At 61.6% G+C, this 18,603-nt stretch carries 15 protein-coding genes; 3 read left to right on the forward strand and 12 right to left on the reverse strand.

Annotated features, from left to right (window positions below):
- Nucleotides 1–58: 58 nt before the first annotated feature.
- The 3 genes from AOA61_RS18010 to AOA61_RS18020 all read left to right on the forward strand — a co-directional run bounded on the left by AOA61_RS18010 (nucleotide 59) and on the right by AOA61_RS18020 (nucleotide 1,847).
- On the forward strand, nucleotides 59–349 hold the full coding sequence (locus AOA61_RS18010) for a DUF5629 family protein (protein ID WP_032887223.1): 291 nt from the start codon (nucleotides 59–61) through the stop codon (nucleotides 347–349).
- Entirely contained in the window at nucleotides 336–1,511 is a 1,176-nt protein-coding gene (locus AOA61_RS18015) for a lactonase family protein (RefSeq protein ID WP_032887222.1), read from the forward strand. Before AOA61_RS18010 ends, AOA61_RS18015 begins: the two co-directional genes overlap by 14 nt.
- Before the next feature lie 156 nt (nucleotides 1,512–1,667).
- Entirely contained in the window at nucleotides 1,668–1,847 is a 180-nt protein-coding gene (locus AOA61_RS18020) for a hypothetical protein (protein ID WP_032887221.1), read from the forward strand.
- A 33-nt stretch (nucleotides 1,848–1,880) separates the two neighbouring features.
- Here AOA61_RS18020 and AOA61_RS18025 read toward each other — a convergent pair whose 3' ends face one another.
- The 12 genes from AOA61_RS18025 to AOA61_RS18080 form a co-directional block, all read right to left on the reverse strand.
- Nucleotides 1,881–2,474: a glutathione S-transferase gene (locus AOA61_RS18025; RefSeq protein WP_032887219.1), complete on the reverse strand. Its 594-nt coding sequence runs from the start codon at nucleotides 2,472–2,474 to the stop codon at nucleotides 1,881–1,883.
- The gene (locus AOA61_RS18030; RefSeq protein ID WP_099602296.1) at nucleotides 2,471–6,109 is read right to left on the reverse strand and encodes an AAA family ATPase; all 3,639 of its coding nucleotides are present in this window, start codon (nucleotides 6,107–6,109) and stop codon (nucleotides 2,471–2,473) included. The genes AOA61_RS18025 and AOA61_RS18030 overlap by 4 nt, the downstream gene beginning before the upstream one ends.
- On the reverse strand, nucleotides 6,106–7,347 hold the full coding sequence (locus tag AOA61_RS18035; protein ID WP_032887216.1) for an exonuclease SbcCD subunit D C-terminal domain-containing protein: 1,242 nt from the start codon (nucleotides 7,345–7,347) through the stop codon (nucleotides 6,106–6,108). The genes AOA61_RS18030 and AOA61_RS18035 overlap by 4 nt, the downstream gene beginning before the upstream one ends.
- Before the next feature lie 168 nt (nucleotides 7,348–7,515).
- Nucleotides 7,516–8,052 carry a hypothetical protein gene (locus AOA61_RS18040; RefSeq protein ID WP_032887214.1) on the reverse strand — a complete coding sequence of 179 codons (537 nt, stop codon included), beginning with the start codon at nucleotides 8,050–8,052 and terminating at the stop codon, nucleotides 7,516–7,518.
- Nucleotides 8,053–8,233: 181 nt separating this feature from the next.
- The gene (locus AOA61_RS18045) at nucleotides 8,234–9,874 is read right to left on the reverse strand and encodes a BatD family protein (protein ID WP_099602297.1); all 1,641 of its coding nucleotides are present in this window, start codon (nucleotides 9,872–9,874) and stop codon (nucleotides 8,234–8,236) included.
- Complete coding sequence (locus AOA61_RS18050; protein ID WP_099602298.1) at nucleotides 9,871–11,610, reverse strand: tetratricopeptide repeat protein; 1,740 nt, start codon at nucleotides 11,608–11,610, stop codon at nucleotides 9,871–9,873. The genes AOA61_RS18045 and AOA61_RS18050 overlap by 4 nt, the downstream gene beginning before the upstream one ends.
- Nucleotides 11,607–12,695, reverse strand: coding sequence for a VWA domain-containing protein (locus AOA61_RS18055; RefSeq protein WP_032887209.1), 1,089 nt, complete (start codon nucleotides 12,693–12,695; stop codon nucleotides 11,607–11,609). The genes AOA61_RS18050 and AOA61_RS18055 overlap by 4 nt, the downstream gene beginning before the upstream one ends.
- On the reverse strand, nucleotides 12,688–13,182 hold the full coding sequence (locus tag AOA61_RS18060; RefSeq protein ID WP_099602299.1) for a DUF4381 domain-containing protein: 495 nt from the start codon (nucleotides 13,180–13,182) through the stop codon (nucleotides 12,688–12,690). Before AOA61_RS18060 ends, AOA61_RS18055 begins: the two co-directional genes overlap by 8 nt.
- A complete protein-coding gene (locus tag AOA61_RS18065) occupies nucleotides 13,179–14,111 on the reverse strand; it encodes a DUF58 domain-containing protein (protein ID WP_032887206.1) in 933 nt (310 codons plus the stop codon). Before AOA61_RS18065 ends, AOA61_RS18060 begins: the two co-directional genes overlap by 4 nt.
- 5 nt (nucleotides 14,112–14,116) lie before the next feature.
- Nucleotides 14,117–15,076 carry a MoxR family ATPase gene (locus AOA61_RS18070; protein WP_017739127.1) on the reverse strand — a complete coding sequence of 320 codons (960 nt, stop codon included), beginning with the start codon at nucleotides 15,074–15,076 and terminating at the stop codon, nucleotides 14,117–14,119.
- Between the two features lie 186 nt (nucleotides 15,077–15,262).
- Complete coding sequence (locus tag AOA61_RS18075) at nucleotides 15,263–17,836, reverse strand: S8 family serine peptidase (RefSeq protein ID WP_099602300.1); 2,574 nt, start codon at nucleotides 17,834–17,836, stop codon at nucleotides 15,263–15,265.
- A 137-nt stretch (nucleotides 17,837–17,973) separates the two neighbouring features.
- A complete protein-coding gene (locus AOA61_RS18080) occupies nucleotides 17,974–18,327 on the reverse strand; it encodes a hypothetical protein (RefSeq protein ID WP_099602301.1) in 354 nt (117 codons plus the stop codon).
- Nucleotides 18,328–18,603 lie beyond the last annotated feature (276 nt).

Below are 18,603 nucleotides of genomic sequence, written 5' to 3' on the forward strand. Positions count from 1 at the left end.
GGAAGGGCGTGAGGAATTGGCTTATCATCACGCTCTTTTCTTTGCGTGAACGATCCCGATGACTGCCGCTAGCCTCCTCACTGAACTTGCCAACACCGATATGCTCGAAGTCGATGGGTTGCACGCCTTTGATTTCACCCTCGACGATCAGGCGCTGGTGATCACCTGCATCGACGGACGCGCTGAAAAGCGCTGGTCTTTCAGCGTGGCGCAAGTACAGGCCGCGACCTTTGATGAAACGTTGCAAAGCTGGACCCTCACCGGTGACTCGGGCGAGCACCGTCTCGTGTGCATGAGTGCTTTCACCGGCAACAATAACGACGAGGAAGACGAGCATGATGATGCGTAAATTCTGGCCCCTGTTGATGGCGGGCAGTGTCGGTGCGATGTCGGTACAGGCCGCGCCGGCCGAGACCTATGAACTGTTGGTAGGCAGCTACACCGCCGGCAGCAGCGAAGGGATTTACCGCCTGCAATTCGACAGCCGCACAGGCCGGTTTCAGGGCCAGCCGGTGTTGGCGGCCAAGGCGGACAATCCGTCGTGGCTGACCCTTTCCAAGGACCAGACCCATCTGTTCGTGGTCAATGAAAACGGCCCAGGCCAGAAAGACCCGGTCGGCCGCGTGAGCAGCTATCGCATCGACCCGAAGAATCAGCAACTGACCCTGATCAACCAGGTGCAGAGCCTGGGTAATGAGCCGACTCACTCCAGCATTGCCGCCGATGGACGTTACTTGTTTGTCGCCAACTATTCCGTGAAGGAGGATCCGGGCGGCAGCCTGGCGGTGCTGCCGGTGGATGCCGAGGGCAAGCTGTCGGCACCGGTGCAGTTGAGCGGACACCCCGCCAGCCGGGTCAACCCCGAGCGCCAGGCTTCCAACCATGTGCACTCGGTGGTGTCGGCGCCGGATGGCAAGTACGTGTTCGTGCAGGACCTGGGGGCAGACAAGGTGTTTGCTTACCGCTATGACCCCAAGGCCAACCACGAGCAACCACTGACGCCGGCTTCCCCGGCCTCGGTGCAACTGCCACCGGGCAGCGGGCCGCGTCACTTGTTGTTCAGCGCCGATGGCAAGCACGCCTGGCTGACGACCGAAATGAGCGCCCAGGTCGCGGTGTTTGACTACCATGACGGCACACTTACGCAGACCCAGTTGGTAGATTTCGCCGCCGGGCAACCGGTGTCGGACAAGGCCGGCGCAGCGTTGCACGCATCCAGCGACGGCAAATTCCTGTACCTGAGCAACCGCGGCACGGCCAATCAGCTGCTGGTATTCAGCATCGACCCGGCGACCGGGCACCTCAAGGAACTGCAGCGCCGTTCCGTAGAAGGCGACCATCCGCGCGAATTCAGCCTAGACCCGAGCGGCAGGTTCCTACTGTTCGCCAACCAGAAAAGCAATGAAATCGTGGTCGTCGAACGCGACCCCAAGACCGGCCTGCTGGGTAAAACCGTGCAGAAATTGCCGATCGATGCGCCCAGCGACCTCAAGTTCCTGGTGCGTCAATAAGCCACAGGCCCCGCAGTGCGGGGCCTGAGCCTTTGTATTAATTGCATTAATAGCGGCTAATGTTTCAAAGCATTTCTAAGGTTTAACCCTCGGGCGTAAGTTGAGTTCCAAGGCCTTCCCAGGCCACTCAACCAAACGAATACAAGGGCTACCGACATGAACTTCAATCTCTTCTCGATCATCGCCGCTTCCGCCGTTTCCGCCACCGTTGCCTTGCCTGCCGCCGCCAGCGTGGAAGTCAGCGGCAAACAGTCCGGCACCACCGCGTACACCCAGAAATACCTGCAACAAAGTGCCAACTTCTATGCGGCGCTGGATCACAAAACCCAGCACTGAGCGACAGGTGCGTGAGATCTGATGTGGTAGGGCTCAGGATTTGGCCATCACCGCGATAAACAACGGTGATTCCAGAAAGCGTTGCAGCCAGGCCTGAAGCCGGTGATACGGCGTCCCTGCAAACCATTCCCGATCCACATGGGCAAACTGGCGCACAAACGGCGCCAGTGCCACATCGGCAAGGCTCAGGTGATCGGCCAGCAAGTAATCTCGCTGCGCCAGCAATCCTTCCAGCTTTTGCAAGAACACCTCACCCTCGGCCCGATAATGTTCCATCGGCTGCTCGGGGTAGCGTTCGGGGTACTTGTATCGATTCAAGTGCTGTTTGAACCCCAGATCATTCTCGGCGATCAATGCCAGCGTGGCCGGGTTGCCCTGTAGCAACCAATCGTCAGGATCGTGCTGCGCCAGGGCCCATTGCATGATCGCCAGGCTCTCGTCGATGACCACGCCATCCACCACCAGCACCGGCACCGTACCCTTGGGCGACAGCGCCAGCATCTCGGCCGGCTTGGCCTTGAGGCTCACCTCGACAATACGCATCGACACCCCTGAGTAGCGCAGCGCCAGACGAGCGCGCATGGCGTACGGGCAGCGCCGAAACGAATACAGCAACACTTCGCTCACTTGACCTCCAGCGTGCTCAAACCATTGCCCTGGCGCATGACCTGGATCTGCACCGGGATGCGCTCGTGCATTTCCTGTACGTGGGAAATCACCGCCACCTTGCGACCTTGGGCCTGCAAACCGTCCAGTGCATCCATCGCCAATTGCAATGACTCGGGGTCCAAGCTGCCGAAGCCTTCGTCGATAAACAGCGACTCGATCTTCAATGTGCTCGACGCCATCGATGCCAGGCCCAGGGCCAATGCCAGCGACACCAGGAACGTCTCGCCGCCGGACAACGAGTGCACAGAGCGAAGTTCATCACCCATTTCCGTGTCCATCACCAGCAACCCCAACATGCTGCCGCCGCGCTTGAGGCGATAGCGGCGCACCAGTTGGCGCAATTGCACGTTGGCGTGATGCACCAGCAGGTCGAGGTTGTAAGCCTGGGCGAGCTTGCGGAATTTGTCGCCGCTGGCCGAGCCGATCAGCGATTCGAGACGTGCCCAACGCTGCCATTCCTCATAGGCGTTGGCGGTGGTCAGCGCCAGCGCCGCGTTGGCTTCTTGGCGCCGCTGATCTTCGGACTGGCGCGCGCGTAATTCAGCGACCTGTTTTTCGCCCTCGGCCAATTGCTGGTTGAGGGCGGCGAGGGTGCTGTCCAGTTGTTCGGCGTCGAGGTTGCCGTTGTGCAGGGACTGGTGCTCGGCAAGGCGTTGTTCGCGCTCCAGCAGCAACACCTTGGCTTGTTCGACGGCCTTTTCGCTGGCCTGCAGATGCTGGCGCAGGGCGTTGACCTGAGCGTCGTCGAAGGCCAGCAGGCGGGTGAGGCCAGTGTCGTCGAGTTCCGGGTGCTGGGCACGCCACTCAGCCAGGCGCGTATCAAGGGCCTGTTGCTCGGCATGCAGCGCTTGCGCACGCTCCTGTTGAGCCTTGAGATCGGCCGCCAGTTGGATCAGTTCGTTGTGCAGGACCTGCAACTGTTGGTTGGCGTCGGTTTCGCTCTGGCGCGATTGCACCACGGCCTGTTCCAGTTGCTGCTGCCACTGTTCGGCGCTGGCGTGCTCGCCCAGCAAGGTGCCGAGAGTTTCCTGGGCGGCCTGTTGTTGCGCTGCCAGCTCGCTGACTTGTTGGCTTAGTGTCTCGAGCTGCGCCAGACGATGTTGCTGATGGGTGTGCTCTTTCTCGATGGCCTGCTGGCGTTCCTGCTGCTCGACCAGCTCATCGCGTTGTTGGCCCAGTTGTTCAAGGCGCTGACTGACCTGCTGGTCGAGCAGCATAAAGGTCGCGGCCGGTTCGCTGCGCAAGCCTTCAAGGGTCTCGGCCGGCAAGAGGCTGGCGAAGGCGTGTAGTTCTTCTTCAAGACGCTCGCGGTCGTTGGACAGTTCGCGCTGCTGATCCAGCATCAATTGGCGGGCCTGCTGGCTCGCATCCTGAGCGATCTGAAGTTGCTGCTGCAGGCGTCCGGCATTTTGTTGCAGGTTGAGCAGGGCGCTCTGGCGTTGCTCGTCCTGGGTGGTGCGTTCGGTCAGTTGGCTCAGTTGCTGGGTCAACCAACTGCTTCGCTGGGCCACGTCCTGGTTGAACAGCGAGGCGGACAATGGGTGCGCCTCAAGGCTGGGTGTGAGGCCCTGCTGTTGGTTTGCCAACTGCTCCTGCTGGTGCAGGAATTCCTTTTGCTGGGCGATCAAACCGCCCACTTCACCACGCAGTTCGTTGAGTTTTTCCTTGAGGGTATCGACGGTTTTCTGCGCGCTGGCCTCTTCGTTTTCATCATGGCGGCCGAGACTGTGCAGCAACGCTTCGGGCTGATGATACGGGTGCTCATGGCTGCCGCACACCGGGCACGGCTGGTCATCCTGCAACTGTGCGCGCAGTTCCTCGACGCTCGCACTGCGCGCCAGGCGCTGGCGTTCCAGCAGGTGTTTGGTCACCGTCAGGGTCTGTTCGGCCACGGCCAGTTCGGCCTTGGTTTGCAGGCCTGTCTGGTTCAACTGCTCCCGTTTCTGCGCGGCATCGGCGAGCTTTTGCGTGAGCGCAGCCGCTTGCTGGTCCAACTGCTGCTGGCTGTCCCACAGGCGTATCAGGTCTTCGAAGGCACGTTGTTGTTTGCGGTTGTCGTGCAACAGACTGGCCAGCAACTGCACCTGTTCGGCCACGGCGTGGGGTTCGGCGCCGGCTTCTTGATAGAGCAGGTCGAGGGCTTCGCGTTGCTGGGAAAATTTCTCTGAGGCCGTGGTGGCGCGCTGTTCCAGTTGAGGCAGTTCGGCCTGGCCTTTTTTCAGGCGGTTGCTGATCAGCATCAGCTGTTGCAGGCGGTCACGGTAGGCGTTCCAGGCATCGCTCAGAGGGGCGAGTGCGGCATTGCACTCAAGCTCGGCCGACAAGCGTTGCAGCCGCTCGGCGACGTGGGTGTGTTTGTCTTGCAGGCCCTTGAGCAGGGCGTGGCCTTCGGTGCAGGCGTGTTCCTGCTGCTGTTTTTCCTCGGCGCGCTTGCTCAAGTCCCGAGTCAAGTGAGCCAGGGTGCTTTGTGCTTCAAAGGCCTGGCGCAATAGCGGGACAGCGTCTGCCTGGTTTTTCAAGGCCTGGGCCAGGGCCGTTTGCGCGTTCGATTGTTGCTGTTGGGCTTGTTGCTGACGGCTATGCAGGGCGTTTTGCTGCTCGATATGCTGCTGAATCTGCACGGCCAATGGCTGAAGCAACGTGTCAAGTTCACTCAAGCGTGCGAAATGATGGCGCTGCGGTGCCAATTGCTCCAGGCGATTGAGGTCCTGGCGCTCTGAGCCCTGGTTAGCCCAATCTATCTCTGCGCGTTGCAACTGCTCGGTGGCAGCGCGTTGGCGATCCTGCCACTCACGCAACTCCTTAAGCCAGGTGTGCTGCAACTCCAGTTGCTTGAGCTGGGCCTGCTGGGCCTTGAGCTGTTGCTGGGCGTCGGCCAGTTGCTGATCCAGTTCGGCGCGCGCTTCAGCGGCCAGGGGCACTACGCCGGTGGCCTGGTCCTGCAACTGTTTGTGCGCGTCCTTGGCCTCCTTGGCCTTTTCGAAGGCGCGACGGCCGAGCTGGGTGTACAACGCGGTATCGGTGAGCTTTTCCAGCAGTTCGCTGCGCTCGTTGTCGTTGGCCTTGAGAAACGCGCTGAACTCACTTTGCGCCAGCAGCACGGCGCGGGTGAACTGCTCGAAATTCAGGCCCAGGGCCAGTTCCAGCTGGGTCTTGTATTCGGTCTTCTGGCTGGCCAGCAGTTGGTCGCTGTCCAGGTCAATCAGGCTTTGACGGCTGTTTTGCAGTTTGCCACTGGCTTTGTCGCGGGCACGATTGGCTTCCCAGCGCGCGCGATAGCGACGGCCGCTGACACCGACAAAATCCACTTCGGCATAACCGCCGCCGGTGCCGCGACGGATCAGGGTGCGCGGGTCGCCGATGGAAATATCGCTGTCGGCATCCGGCATTTTCGCCTGGCCGGTATCGCCCAGCCGTGGCACGGCGCCGAATAGCGCCAGGCACAGCGCATCGAGCAGGGTACTTTTACCGGCGCCGGTAGGCCCGGTAATTGCGAACAAGCCCGCGCTGGCCAGGGGCTCGGCGGTAAAGTCGATCTCGAACGGGCCGGCCAGGGAGGCGAGGTTCTTCAGGCGGATGGCGAGAATTTTCATGGCTGTTCCTCCTGCTGTTGCACTTCCTGGAGCAGCACGGCGAAGTCCTTCAAGGTCTGTTCATCCACTTCGCTGCCGTAGCTGTCCTGCCAGGCGCGGCTGAACAGCTCTTGCGGCGTGAGTTGGTCGAGTTCGATCAAGCGTTCTTCGTCAGTGGCATCGCTGCCGCGTTTGCCTGCGTATTCGGCGGCGATGCGCACCAGGCGCACGGCCTTGCCTTGCAGGGCGCTTTCGATTTGCTGGCGCAGGTCAGGCTGCGGCTCGTCAAGGCGCACACGTACTTCGAGCCAGGGGTGGCGCTGGGTTTCGGCGAGCAGGTCGACATCGGGCAAGTCCGCCAACGCTTTGAGGATGTCGGCCAGGGGCGCGGCCTCCAGCCGTTGCAGGTTGACCGAGCGCGGGATCAGGAGCGGTTCGACGCTGACCAGTCGTTCGCCCTGGAACGTCACGTCGAGAATCTGGTGTTTGTAGCCGATCTCGGAAAACGACAGCGGGATCGGCGAGCCACTGTAGCGAATGCGTTCTTCGCCGTTCACCTTTTGCGGCTTGTGCAAGTGGCCGAGGGCAACATAGCCGACACTTTTGTCGAACAGGTTGGCGGGCAGCGCCTCGGCATTGCCGATGATCAGGCTGCGCTCGGAGTCTTCCGACACTGAACCACCGGCCATATGGGCGTGGCTGATGGCAATCAGCGCCTGGCCTCTTTTGCGTTTGGCGTTGGCGGCGGCGATCAACCATTCATGTACCTGGCCGATACCGCGCAGGTAGTCGTCACCCAGGTGCGCGCCGGTCACTTCCGCCGGGCGCAAGAAGGGCAATGCCAGGCACCACGCGGCGATCTTGCCTTTGGCATCCGGCAGTGGAATCAGCAGGCGTTCGGCGTCCAACTGGCCGTCATCGAGCCACAGCACGCGCCCGAGGGCATGGGCGCGCAAACGGCGCATCAACGGTGCAGGCAACTCGATGCGCGAACCGGAATCGTGGTTGCCGGCGATCATCACAATGGTCAGCTTGGGGTTTTGCTCGTGGGCGCTGATGATGAAGTCATACAGCCGCTCCTGTGCCTTGAGCGGCGGGTTGACCGTGTCGAAGATATCGCCGGCGATCAGCAGCACATCGGGATGTTGGGCGCCGATCTGGCGCAGCAGCCATTCCAGGAAACAAGCGTGTTCGTAGTCGCGTTCCTGGCCGTGGAGGTTTTGGCCAAGGTGCCAGTCGGAGGTGTGGAACAAACGCAAGGCGAACTCCGTGAAAAAAATAGAGAAGTGAGTGGCCGCCGTATACAGAGAGTGGCGGTGAAAAGGAGGGGGAGTTTACCTTACAGAGCAGTGAACCTACTCAGCCAACGACGCAACTTTGTCGACTGAGTGAGGTGTCTGGCGGGGGCGGGCAGCTTGCTGGCTGGCTTACGCCGGAGTGAAGGGGGAAAACGGCAAACTTTCATTCAGGACATCCTTGCCTGTTCGCGTTCCTACAATGTATTGCGCGGGAATCGCCGTCAGGAAGGTGGCCTCTCGGGTATGTACCGGGTGACAAAGCGCGATAATTGTTGCCGTCTCATAGGTGTTGCCGTTGTGAATGATGCAGTATTTGCGGGTGGTACCGACGTTCGACAACGGTATCTGTCGTTCTCGATCGCCCTTGTTGGTCAGTTCCCACGCCATGAGCTCACGGTCGGGGATTGAAATCTTGTAGAAATAGCTTTTCGCGAATGCGCCCTCCTGCGTTTGAGCGGTTGCCACCAGCCCGCCAGGGGTTTGTTCGCGCCAGGTCATGCCCACGTCATGGCATGAAAGGCGCATGTTTCCTTTCATGAATTGTTGAGCGAGATATAGACGTGCCTGGTTGCCGTTCATGGTCGGGATAGGCGGTTTTGCGGTGAACCCTTGTTTACGAATCACGCTGTCCGCTGGGTTGCGGTCGTCACCTCGGTAAAAGTCCATCCAATAAATCCTCTGATTTCAAGCGTACGGCAGGTATTGCCGACCGCTGCAGAAGTTTGACTGGCGGGGAGGTATTTGCTGAATCGGACTAATCTGCTGGTTCAGAAAGCGTCAACTCCCGTGTAGGAAATTGACTGGCGTGTGGGCTCTCAATCGCGAGGGTTTTTTGCTGGGCAATGGGCTACTTGGGATAGAGCGGCGGCAGGCTGGTGGTGTCGGTCGATGAGTCCAGCTCGCGTTCGGCGATTGGGATGGCTTTTATCGCGCGCCATAGGTCTTCGCCCAGCCAGTATTGGCCGCTCTCGCTGTACAGCGCGCCGTTGAGCCCATCCAACGCGTCCGACAACGGCACAAAGCGCGCCGCCATGTCGGCCAGGGTTTCCGGTTGTTGGCGTGCCCAGGCGTCGAGCGCCTGGCGGGTGGCCTGGGGGTCGTTGGCCTGGGTTGCGCGTTTGAGGTCGTCGAGCAAGGTGCGCGGGCTCGGGCCGGTTTGTGCAGCGCGCAGTACCGCCGGTTGTCGGCGCGCACGCCACCACAGGCCGAAGCCCAGCAGCGTGGTGCAGGCCAGGATCAGCGTACTCAGTTGCCACAGCCACAAACGGCTGTCGTCCGGCGCGGTGATGATGGTCGGCGTGGCGGGGGTGTCCACCACCAGGCTGGGGTTGTTGGCCACTTGCAGCGTGCGGGCGGGCAGGCTGGTGCGTTCGAGGTGGTCTTCGTGGGTGTTCCACCACACCACTTCCACGGACGGCAGTTCCAGCGGGCCAACACGGTTGGGCACCAGGGCTTCGCGGTCTTCGCGGCTGCCGATCAGGCCACGGTCGCTGGTCTGGTTGCCGAGCACCGGTTGGTCGGGATAGCGGCGCAGGCCATTGATGTCGGTGCTGGGCAAGGCTGGCAGTTGGGCACTTGACAGGCCCTCGGCCTTGACCGTGAGGCTGCGGGTCAAAGAGTCGCCGACTTGCACATGTTCAGGTTCTGGGTTCCAGGCCTCGGTCAGCGTCAGGCTGCGCGCCGGCAACCAGGGCGTGTCGGCGGGATACAACTCGGGCTTGGGTTTGACCTGCAACGTCAGCGGCGCCGAGCTCACGTGGATCAGCTTGCCGGGCTTGGTGCCCTGAAGGGTGTTTTCCTGAGGCGGGCGCGATTCTACCAGCGTGGCGCTGAAGGTCTGCGTCGGCAGTTCCAGGGCGCCGCTGTGCTGTGGGTAGATCGCATAGCGGGTTTCGATCACGCCATGGCGGATGCTGTTGATGACTTTTTCGTACGTGCGCGACTCGCCCAGTTGCTCCACGCGGGCATCCGGAATCTGCAACGGCGTGAGGCTGCTGTCGTCATACAGCGACACCGAGTGGTAAACACGTACGGTCAGCAGCGCCTGTGCCTGCACGTACACGCTGGTCTGGTCGAGGTTGGCTTCGATAAAGACGGGTGCCAATTCGGCATTGCTGTTCTGGCTGGCGGTTTCCACCACTTGCAGGCTGATGGGTTGGGTCGTGTAGTCGCCCACTTGCAAGGGGGGGATCACCACCGTGCCGTTTTCCTTGGGCAGCAAGGTAATGATCCAGCGCGTGGTGGCGTGGTTATCGCCGCCCAGGGTGGTGAGCTGGTTGAGCTGGCGGGTACCGCTGACTTCAAACTGCGCGTCCAGGGGCGAAAGGTCGGGCTTGCCGAACTGGGTGACGTCACTCGATTCCACCGTCAGTTCCACCGTTTCCCCGGAATTGAGGCGGCTGCGGTCGACGCTGGCGACCAGGTTCGCCGCCTGGGCGTGGCCTGCCGTCAACGCGAGCAGAAGCAGAAGGGTGGTGCGGCGGCTCATCGAGTCTTGTCCTGATGTTGTTGCTGTTCGTACCAGAATTTGCGTCGCAGCAGTTCGCCGGGGTTGTCCGGGATCTCCTGCAGCCATTGTTCCAGGGCTTGGCGACGTTCACCGTCGAGGCTTGCGTCGTTAGGGCGCAGCGGCGGGGTGGTGGTTTGCTCGTCGCCCAGTTCGCTGCCCGGCACTTCGTTGCCGCCGGTTTGCGGTGTGGCGCCATTCTGGGTATCACCGGTGCCTGCTTCGCCTTGGCCCTGGGACGACTGCTCGCCGCCAGTGGCATTCTGCCCGCTGACGCCCGGTTGCGCAGTTTGGCCGGGTTGGGTGGATTCGTCATCCTCGTTTTTTGCCGGCTGTTCTGGCTCGGGCTTTGCCTGTTCCTGCATCAGGGATTCCACCAGAGCCTTGTTTTTCAGGGCCGGTTGCAGGTCAGGTTGGGCTTCCAGGGCTTGTTCGTAGGCGTCGATAGCCGCTTCAAGTTCGCCGGATTTGGCCAACGCGTTACCGCGATTGTAGTGAGCGTAGGCGTCATTGCCTTCGGCAAACCGCTTGATGGCTTCGGCATAGTTGCCAGCTTCGTACAGGGCTACGCCTTGCCATTGCACGTCCTGAAAGTGTTCGGCGGCTTCGGCGGGGCGTTTTTTCTTCAGCAGGTATTGGCCTTGCTGGTCGGGACGCAGCCACAAATCCTGGAGTTCAAAGGCGTAGCTCGGCTGCGGCGCTGCCATTAGCAGCAAGGGCAGGCAGAACAACCAGCCACGGCGCCCGGCGCAAGCGGCGAGCAGCAGCAACGGGAGGAGCAGCCAGTAACCCTGGTCGGCCCAGGTGTCGAGGTGCAGCAACTGGCCGTCATTGCGCAGGGCTTGCGGCGGGTCGAGTACGCCGAGCTGGCGCAGGTCTTTATCGTCGAGGCGTGCGGCACGGTAACGCCCGCCCATTTCGCTGGCGAAGGCTTTGAGCGTGGGGCTGTCGAGGCGTGGTACCAGAATCGCACCGTGTTCGTCCTTGAGAAATTCGCCGCTTTCCTGGGTGACCGGCGTGCCTTCGCGGCTGCCGATGCCGAGGATCGACAGGGGTGGCGACTGGTTACTTTGCAGCAGCAGGCGAATCCCTTGGCGCTCCTGCTTGGACAGGGATGAGCCGATCAGCAGCAGGCGCCCTTGGCCGAGACCGCTGTGCTTGAGCAGGTCGAGGGCTTTCTGTACTGCCAGGTCGGCGCGGTGACCGGGTTCGGGCATGATCGAGGGGCGCAACGCTTCGAGCAGGTTGCGGCTGGTGCCCAGATCGTCCGAGAGTGGCACCAGGGTGTGTGCGCTGCCGGCATACACAACGATGGCGGTTTGCGCGTCAGTGCGCGCTTGCAACAAGTCATACAGCTTGCGGCGTGCCTGTTCCAGGCGGTTGGGCGGGCTGTCGGTGGCGAGCATTTCCGGGGTCAGTTCCAGCAGTACCACCAACGGGTCGGACGGCTTCTGACTGGTCTGTTCAACCCGTTGCCAACTGGGGCCAAGCAATGCCAGCACGGCCAACAGCCAGGCGATACCGAGCACCACCCACGGCGATTTACTTTCGCGGCCGTTGCCACCGCTGAGCAGCACGGCGTGGAAGGCCGGCGGCAGGATCATCTGCCAGCGCCCGGCGCGTTTTTGGCGGTGCCACAGTTGCCACAGCAACCAGCCGAGCAACGGCAACAGCAACAGCCACCAGGGGCGGAACCAGTGCGGCCAGAGGTCGATCATCGACGCCTCCGCAAACGCAGGCGTTTAAGGCGCTGGCGCCATTCAGGGCTTTGTTGCAGGAAGATCCCCTTGCTCGACAATTTGCTGAACCAGCGTTGCAGGGCGTTGTTCGGCCAGCGTTCCTGGATCACCAGCAACATGCTCAGGAGCAGCGCCAGGGCCAGCGGGCCGCTGTACAACGCCAGGGCCGGGCGGGCTTGGGTTGGTTGCTGTTCGACGGGCTCCAGTTGGTCGAGGGTTTCCTTGATGGTTTGCAGTTCTTCGCCGTCGCGGGCACGGAAATATTGCCCGCCGGTGGCGTTGGCAATGGCCTTGAGCGCCGGTTCGTCGAGGTCCAGGCTTGGGTTGACGCCGAGAATGCCCAGGGATCCGGTTTGCTCAGGGTCAGCGCCGATACCGATCGGGTAGATCTTCACGCCTTCTTCGGCAGCCAGGCGCGCGGCGGTCAGTGGATCGATTTGACCCGCGTTGTTGGCGCCGTCCGTGATCAGAATCAGCACACGGCTTTGCGCCGGGCGCTGGCGCAGGCGCTTGAGGGCCAGACCAATGGCATCGCCAATGGCGGTATTTTTGCCGGCGATGCCGATGCGCGCTTCATCCAGCCAGGTACGCACGGTGCGGCGGTCAAACGTCAGCGGCGCTTGCAGGTAGGCTTGGCTGCCGAACAGGATCAGGCCGACACGGTCGCCGTCGCGGTGCTCAAGGAAGTCACCGAGGAGGTTCTTGACCAGGGTTAAGCGGCTCACGTCCTCGTCCCGCCAATGCATATCGGGGAAATCCATGGAACCGGACACGTCGACCGCCACCAGCAGGTCGCGACCACTGGCGGCAATCGGCAGTGGTTCGCCGAGCCACTCAGGACGTGCGGCGGCGGTCAACAGCAGCAGCCACAGCACCACGAAAGGGGCTTGTTGGCGCCAGCCCGGCAAGTTGACGCGGGCGCGGCGCTTGGCCAGGCCTTCGAGATCACTGAGGTAGCTGACTTTCAGTGCCGGCTCGCCGCTGTCGGCCACAGGCAGGATAAGCCGCATCAACCAGGGCAACGGCAACAGGACGAAGATCCAAGGCCAGGCGAACTCAAACATGTTTGCGAATCCAGGTGTCGACGGCTTGGGTCAGGCCGGCGATGGCCTTGTCGTCGAGTTTGCATTCGGGTTTATAGGCGCCTTCCACCAGTACCATCCAGCGGGTGAGGCCGGCAGCCGGGCAGCGGTTGTCGAGGAACGCCAGCCATTTGCGCCCATTGAGGGTGTGGCTCTGGCTGTAAGGGTAGTCGTTGCGGCACAGGCGCTTGAGCAGGCCATTGAGTTGTTGCAGCCAGGCACCGGCGGGCGCGCCGTCATAGGGTTTGGGCATGAGGGCCAGTTCTGCCAGTGCGGCGATGCGCAGCGGGTCCAAGGGTTGTTCGGCGCGTGCCAATGGGCGTCGCGCAGGGAGGAAGCGGCGCAAGGACCAAAGCCCCCAACCCAGCAACGGGATCACCAGCAGCAACAGCCACCAACCCGGTGCAGGCGGCCAGAAGCCGATGCTTGGCGGGGCGATCAGCGGTTGCAGTTGGTCAAGGCTGCTCATTGTTTTTTGGCCGGGCGTTGCGGGTTGAGGTATTCGCGCAGTTGCTCGACCATTTCGCTCTGGGTGCTCAAGGGCATCAGCAGTATTCGCAGTTTTTGCGCGAGCAGTTCCCAGCGGGCGATGCGTGCTTCAGCTTGGGCCTTGTAGGCCTGGCGCAAGTCGTAATTCAGCGTGTCCAGTTCCAGTTGCGCCCCTCTTTGCGCAAAACGCAGCAGCCCCGCGGCGGGCAGGGCGTGGTCCAGCGGGTCGGAAATCGGCAACAGCAGCAGGTCGCAATGGCGTGACAGTAGGCTCAACTGTTGCTCGGCGCCTTCAGTGAGGGCGCGTTCATCGCAGATCACAATCACCAGGCTGCCAGGGCGCAGCACTTCGCGACCACGGCGCAGGGCCATGCCCAAGGCGTCGGCTTCGGGGCGGCTTTCGGTGTCCAGGCTCTGGTTGACGCGCACCAGGCGGTTGAGCAGTTGCAGTAGGCTTTGCTTGCTGCGCCGGGGTTTGATTTCGTAGTGCTCATTGTCTCCAAACACTAGCCCGCCGACCCGGTCGTTATGCCCCAGCGCGGCCCAGCCGATCAGGCTCGCCGCCTGGGCCGCGAGCACGGATTTGAACATCTGGCCCGAGCCGAAAAACAGCCGGCAGCTTTGCTCGACCATGATAAAAATCGGTCGCTCGCGCTCTTCGTGGAACAGTTTGGTGTGTGGTTCCTGGGTGCGGGCAGTCACGCGCCAATCGATGGTGCGCACATCGTCGCCAGCCTGGTATACGCGCACCTGGTCGAAGTCGACTCCGCGCCCGCGCAGTTTGGAGTGATGCAAGCCGATCAGCGGGCTGCGCTGGCTCGGCGTGGAAAACAGCTGTACTTCGCGCACGCGGTGGCGCATCTCAATCAACTCGCTGAGCGTGACGCGGATTCCATCGCTGGCATTCATCGAGTTCAAGCGACGGCAACGACGTCGAGGATGCGTTGCACCACACGGTCCTGGTCGATGCCAGCCGCTTCGGCCTCGAACGACAGGATGATGCGATGGCGCAGTACGTCGAACAACACCGCCTGGATATCTTCCGGGCTCACGAAGTCCCGTCCGGCCAGCCAGGCGTGGGCGCGGGCGCAGCGGTCGAGGGCGATGGAACCGCGGGGGCTGGCGCCGTAGGCGATCCACTCGGCCATCTCTGGGTCGAACTTGGCCGGGGTGCGTGTGGCCATGACCAATTGCACCAGGTATTCCTCCACCGCATCGGCCATGTACAGGCCGAGGATTTCTTTGCGCGCGGCAAAAATCGCCTGCTGGCTGACGCGGCGTTCGGGCTTGGTTTCACCATTGAGGGCTTCACCACGGGCTTGTTGCAGGATGCGCCGCTCCACGGCGGCGTCCGGGAAGCCGATCTTGACGTGCATCAGGAAGCGATCGAGCTGGGCTTCGGGCAGCGGGTAGGTGCCTTCCTGCTCGATAGGGTTTTGCGTGGCCATCACCAAAAACAGCGGCGACAGTTCGTAGGTGCTGCGTCCTACGCTGACTTGGCGCTCAGCCATGGCTTCGAGCAAAGCCGATTGCACTTTGGCCGGGGCCCGGTTGATTTCGTCGGCCAGCACCAGATTGTGGAAGATAGGCCCTTGCTGGAACACGAAACTGCCGGTTTCCGGGCGATAGATCTCGGTGCCGGTGATGTCGGCGGGCAGCAGGTCTGGGGTGAACTGGATACGATGGAACTGCGCTTCGATGCCTTCGGCCAGCTCTTTGATGGCCTTGGTCTTGGCCAAGCCTGGCGCGCCTTCGACCAGCATATGGCCGTCGGCGAGCAGGGCGATCAGCAGGCGATCAATGAGTTTTTCCTGGCCGAGAATCTGCGTAGAAAGAAAGGTTCGCAGCGCGAGCAGCGCTTCACGATGTTCCATCGATGACGGTTCCTGGAGAGATGAGCCTCTACGTCATGCAGCAAACGTCGGGCTGGGGCGACTACTTTAATGCATGGCGGGGGGTGGCGACTAACGGCGCGCGGGGTATTTTCAGGAAAACTTGTAGGAATTTTGTTTAGGAAGCAGGAATGGGGTGAGCGGGCTTGTCCGCTCACCCCGGATGCTTCAAGGGCATGGCACCCCGATTTTCCATTCTTTGCCCCATTGTGCGGAGTAAAGGTCTGGCGGCTTGTTCTGGCTATAGAAGTTATGTTCGTAGACCTTGTCTTTGTACAAGACTTTCTCCCTGGCGGTCTGGTAGGTCTTGCTCGGCGACCACGCCGGGGTGTTTCTGCAGTCATCGGAGTCCGATGCTGCTTTGACGGTGATCGGCCGGTCCAGCCTTAGCGTACCTCCGCGCCCGTCACTGACCGCCACGCTGATGGTCGCGCGGGTGTCGCTGCTGACCGGGCGGGCAGTCACGCTGAGGGTGCGGGTATTGAGGGCGGTGGCGGTGAGGACGGTTGGGAGCGTCCAAGCGTACGTCATGGGGTCGCCATCCGGGTCGCTGGTGTTGGCGGTGAAATTCACGGTTTTGCCCGATTCGACCGTATCATCGCCCTGCAGGCTGCCCACCGGCGGCCGGTTGACGGGGGCGCTGGCGTTCACTTTGACAGTGTGGCTGGCACTGGCGCTGGCGCCGCGTGCGTCGGTGACGGTCAATGTGATGCTGCGCGTACCGTCCGTGTTTGGCGCGACGAGCGTAGCGGTCGGCTGCGTCGACGTTGACGGGGTGAAGCCCGATGCGGTCCATGCATAGCGCAGGTCCTGGCCGGTGGACGAAACGCCCGACACTTGCAGCTGCTTGCCGGCTTCAACCGTGGATGGCGCGGTGATCCTGGCGACAACGGGTGATTCGCCACCGCAGGTGCCCAGGCGACGCCAGGGTTTGGCGGCGCCGGTTTCAACAAAATTCAGGTCCGGGCGTGCGCCCTGGGACCAGTGCGCGACCTGATAGTTGTAACCGCTGTAGGAGACTTTTTCGCTGACATTGGAGTACGCCTTGGTGGCGACCCACGCGGCGACGCAGTCACCGACCGGTGGCGTTTCGGTGGCTTTGATTGTGAGGTTTTCGACCAGCGTGATGCTGCGTGTGCCATCGGACACCAGCACTGATATAGACGTGCGGGTGTCGACGGGCATCACGGGTGCCGCCAGCGCAATGGTCGGCCCCTCACCGGTCGCGGGCGTGAAACCCGTGGCAGTCCAGCGATACGTCAGCGGTTTGTTAGTGGGTGATTCGGCGTAGACCTGCCCGGTGAATGCCGCACCCGACTTAACCTCTTCGGGCAGGGCCAGGCGGCCGGTGGGCGGCTGGCCTGCGCCGTCGGCGAGCAGTTTCTTGATCGCTAAATCCAGGTCGGGCTGCACGCCGATCTCGGTGCGATTGCCGTTGGCCTGTGGGTAGCCGGTTTCGACGAGGATTCTGCGCAGTTCCTTGGGCGGGATGTTGCCCAGCCCGTTGGCTCGCGCCACGCCTTGTAACGACGCCATCACCCCGGCAATGATCGGGTTGGCTGACGAGGTGCCGCTGTACGTGTGGCTATAGCCGGTGGTGGGGTTGGAAGCACTCCATGTGGTCGTGGTCACGGAACCGCCCCAGCTGAACACGTCCACCCGGCTGCCGTATTGGGAAAAATACGACCTCAATCCGGTCTTCGGCTCGACGGCGCCGGCATAGACACTGCCGGAGTCGAATATGTTGCGATCGAACCAGCCGTTGAAGTAGGGGTGATCAAGATTGATGTTGCCGTTCGCCGCCGCCAATACCACGTGCAAACCTTTTTCCTCTGTCATGAAGGTGATGATGTCACGGACGGCCTTGCTGTACTCAAGGGGCATGAAGCAATCGGCGGCGCAGCCTACGCCGGGCAATGTCGCATATTTGAAGTGCACGCCTAACTGTACGACGTCGCCTGGACGGGAGCCGTCGGCCAGTTGCAGCAGTCGTGAGTCGCCATATTGGGTGTAGCCCAACTGCGTCTCGGGGACGATGCCGGTGGTTCCGAATCCATTTTCCCTGGAGGCGATGGTGCCGACGCTGGCCGTGTCATGGGCGCCAACGACGGCACCCTGGCTGATTTCCAGAAAAGGCTTAGGCAAGTCCAGATGGTTGTAGGACCAATGACTGATTTCCGAAGAAACTACTCGCATGTTTTCGCCCTTGCCGCCAGGAATTTTCCAGGCTTGCGTAGCATTTACACCGCCTATTCTGTAGGGCGCTAGCGCAGTCCTGTCATACAGATAGCCTTGGCGAGCAGTGTGGTCCGGGATGTCACTACGCAGGCTTTCCATCGCCGGCGTGCCGTTATCGTTTTCCATTCCATCGACCTGCGGCTCGAAGTCGACGTCTTCAATCGCCGGGTCCTGCTTGAGCTTCGCAGCCAGTGCCTGGGCCTGGTCAGGTGTCAGGTGCTGGGTGTCGATAATGTAATAGCGGTCCAGTCGATGCCGCTGCAAGGCCTGAAATCCCTCCAGCGTACGCGTCTTGGAAGGCGGCACCAGCGCCTTGATGTTGGGTACATGGGTCTGGAAGGTACTGGACGGGTCGTAGGTGTCCTGGAAATGCCTCGACGTCGAGCCATCGTCCTTGAGCAACAGGACCAGATGTGAATAACCAGCGTTGGCAGGCGCTGCTGACAACGCCGAGGAAGCCGCGCCCAAAAGGACGATGGCGAGAAGCTTGCTGATGGATTTCATCGGAGCACCTGTGCAGTCACCGTGATTACAATCAGCTAAGGCGCAAAACCGAAGGCGGGATACTGTTAGAAATAACAGTCACGACAAACGGTCAAGGCCCTCGATCTTGACTGCGCAGGGGGTTGAAGGCCCCGGTTTCAGGCGCGAACGTAGGTGCCAGTGCCCTTGAGGATGTTCTGCAGGGTTGCTTCCACTTCTGCCATATCTGCCACTGCTGTGGCGTGGCTGATCTCCAATTTATCCTTGCCACCGAGGGCGTCGGCATCGCCGGCGGCCAGTTCCACGGTCAGGGTCGTGTCGCTCAGGGTGATTTTCAGGCCATCGAGGGTTGAAGGCTCGTAGTCCCAGGTGAGTTCCACTTCGTCTTCATCGGGGTAGCGGGTCAACATGAACATTTCGCCGTTCTTGCCGTGGCAGCAGAGCATGGCCATGTTGTCTTCTTCGTCGTCGCACGGTGTGGCCATCAGGGCGTCGGTTTTGATTTGCAGCATGGGGAATCCTGTCTGGGGGAGGGCATCGCGTGGGCAATTGTGCCATTGCCGCGAATTTTGTGCTTCTTCCTGTGTCAGACTCAGGGCATGACCTGGCATGGAGAATCAGTCATTTTCGACACTCACCCCCGAACAAACAGGCGGTTTTTTCACCCGAAATCACGGGTTGCCCAAGTTGCAACCGCGAGCCTGCTTACCGATGACCGAATATGTCGCAGCTTCGCAAGCAGCGCGCTTCCCTCAGTCGTTAAGCTGCGCAACGGATGCAGCTCTCGT

Source organism: Pseudomonas sp. 2995-1, from assembly GCF_002742505.1.
GTDB classification, from domain to species: domain Bacteria; phylum Pseudomonadota; class Gammaproteobacteria; order Pseudomonadales; family Pseudomonadaceae; genus Aquipseudomonas; species Aquipseudomonas sivasensis.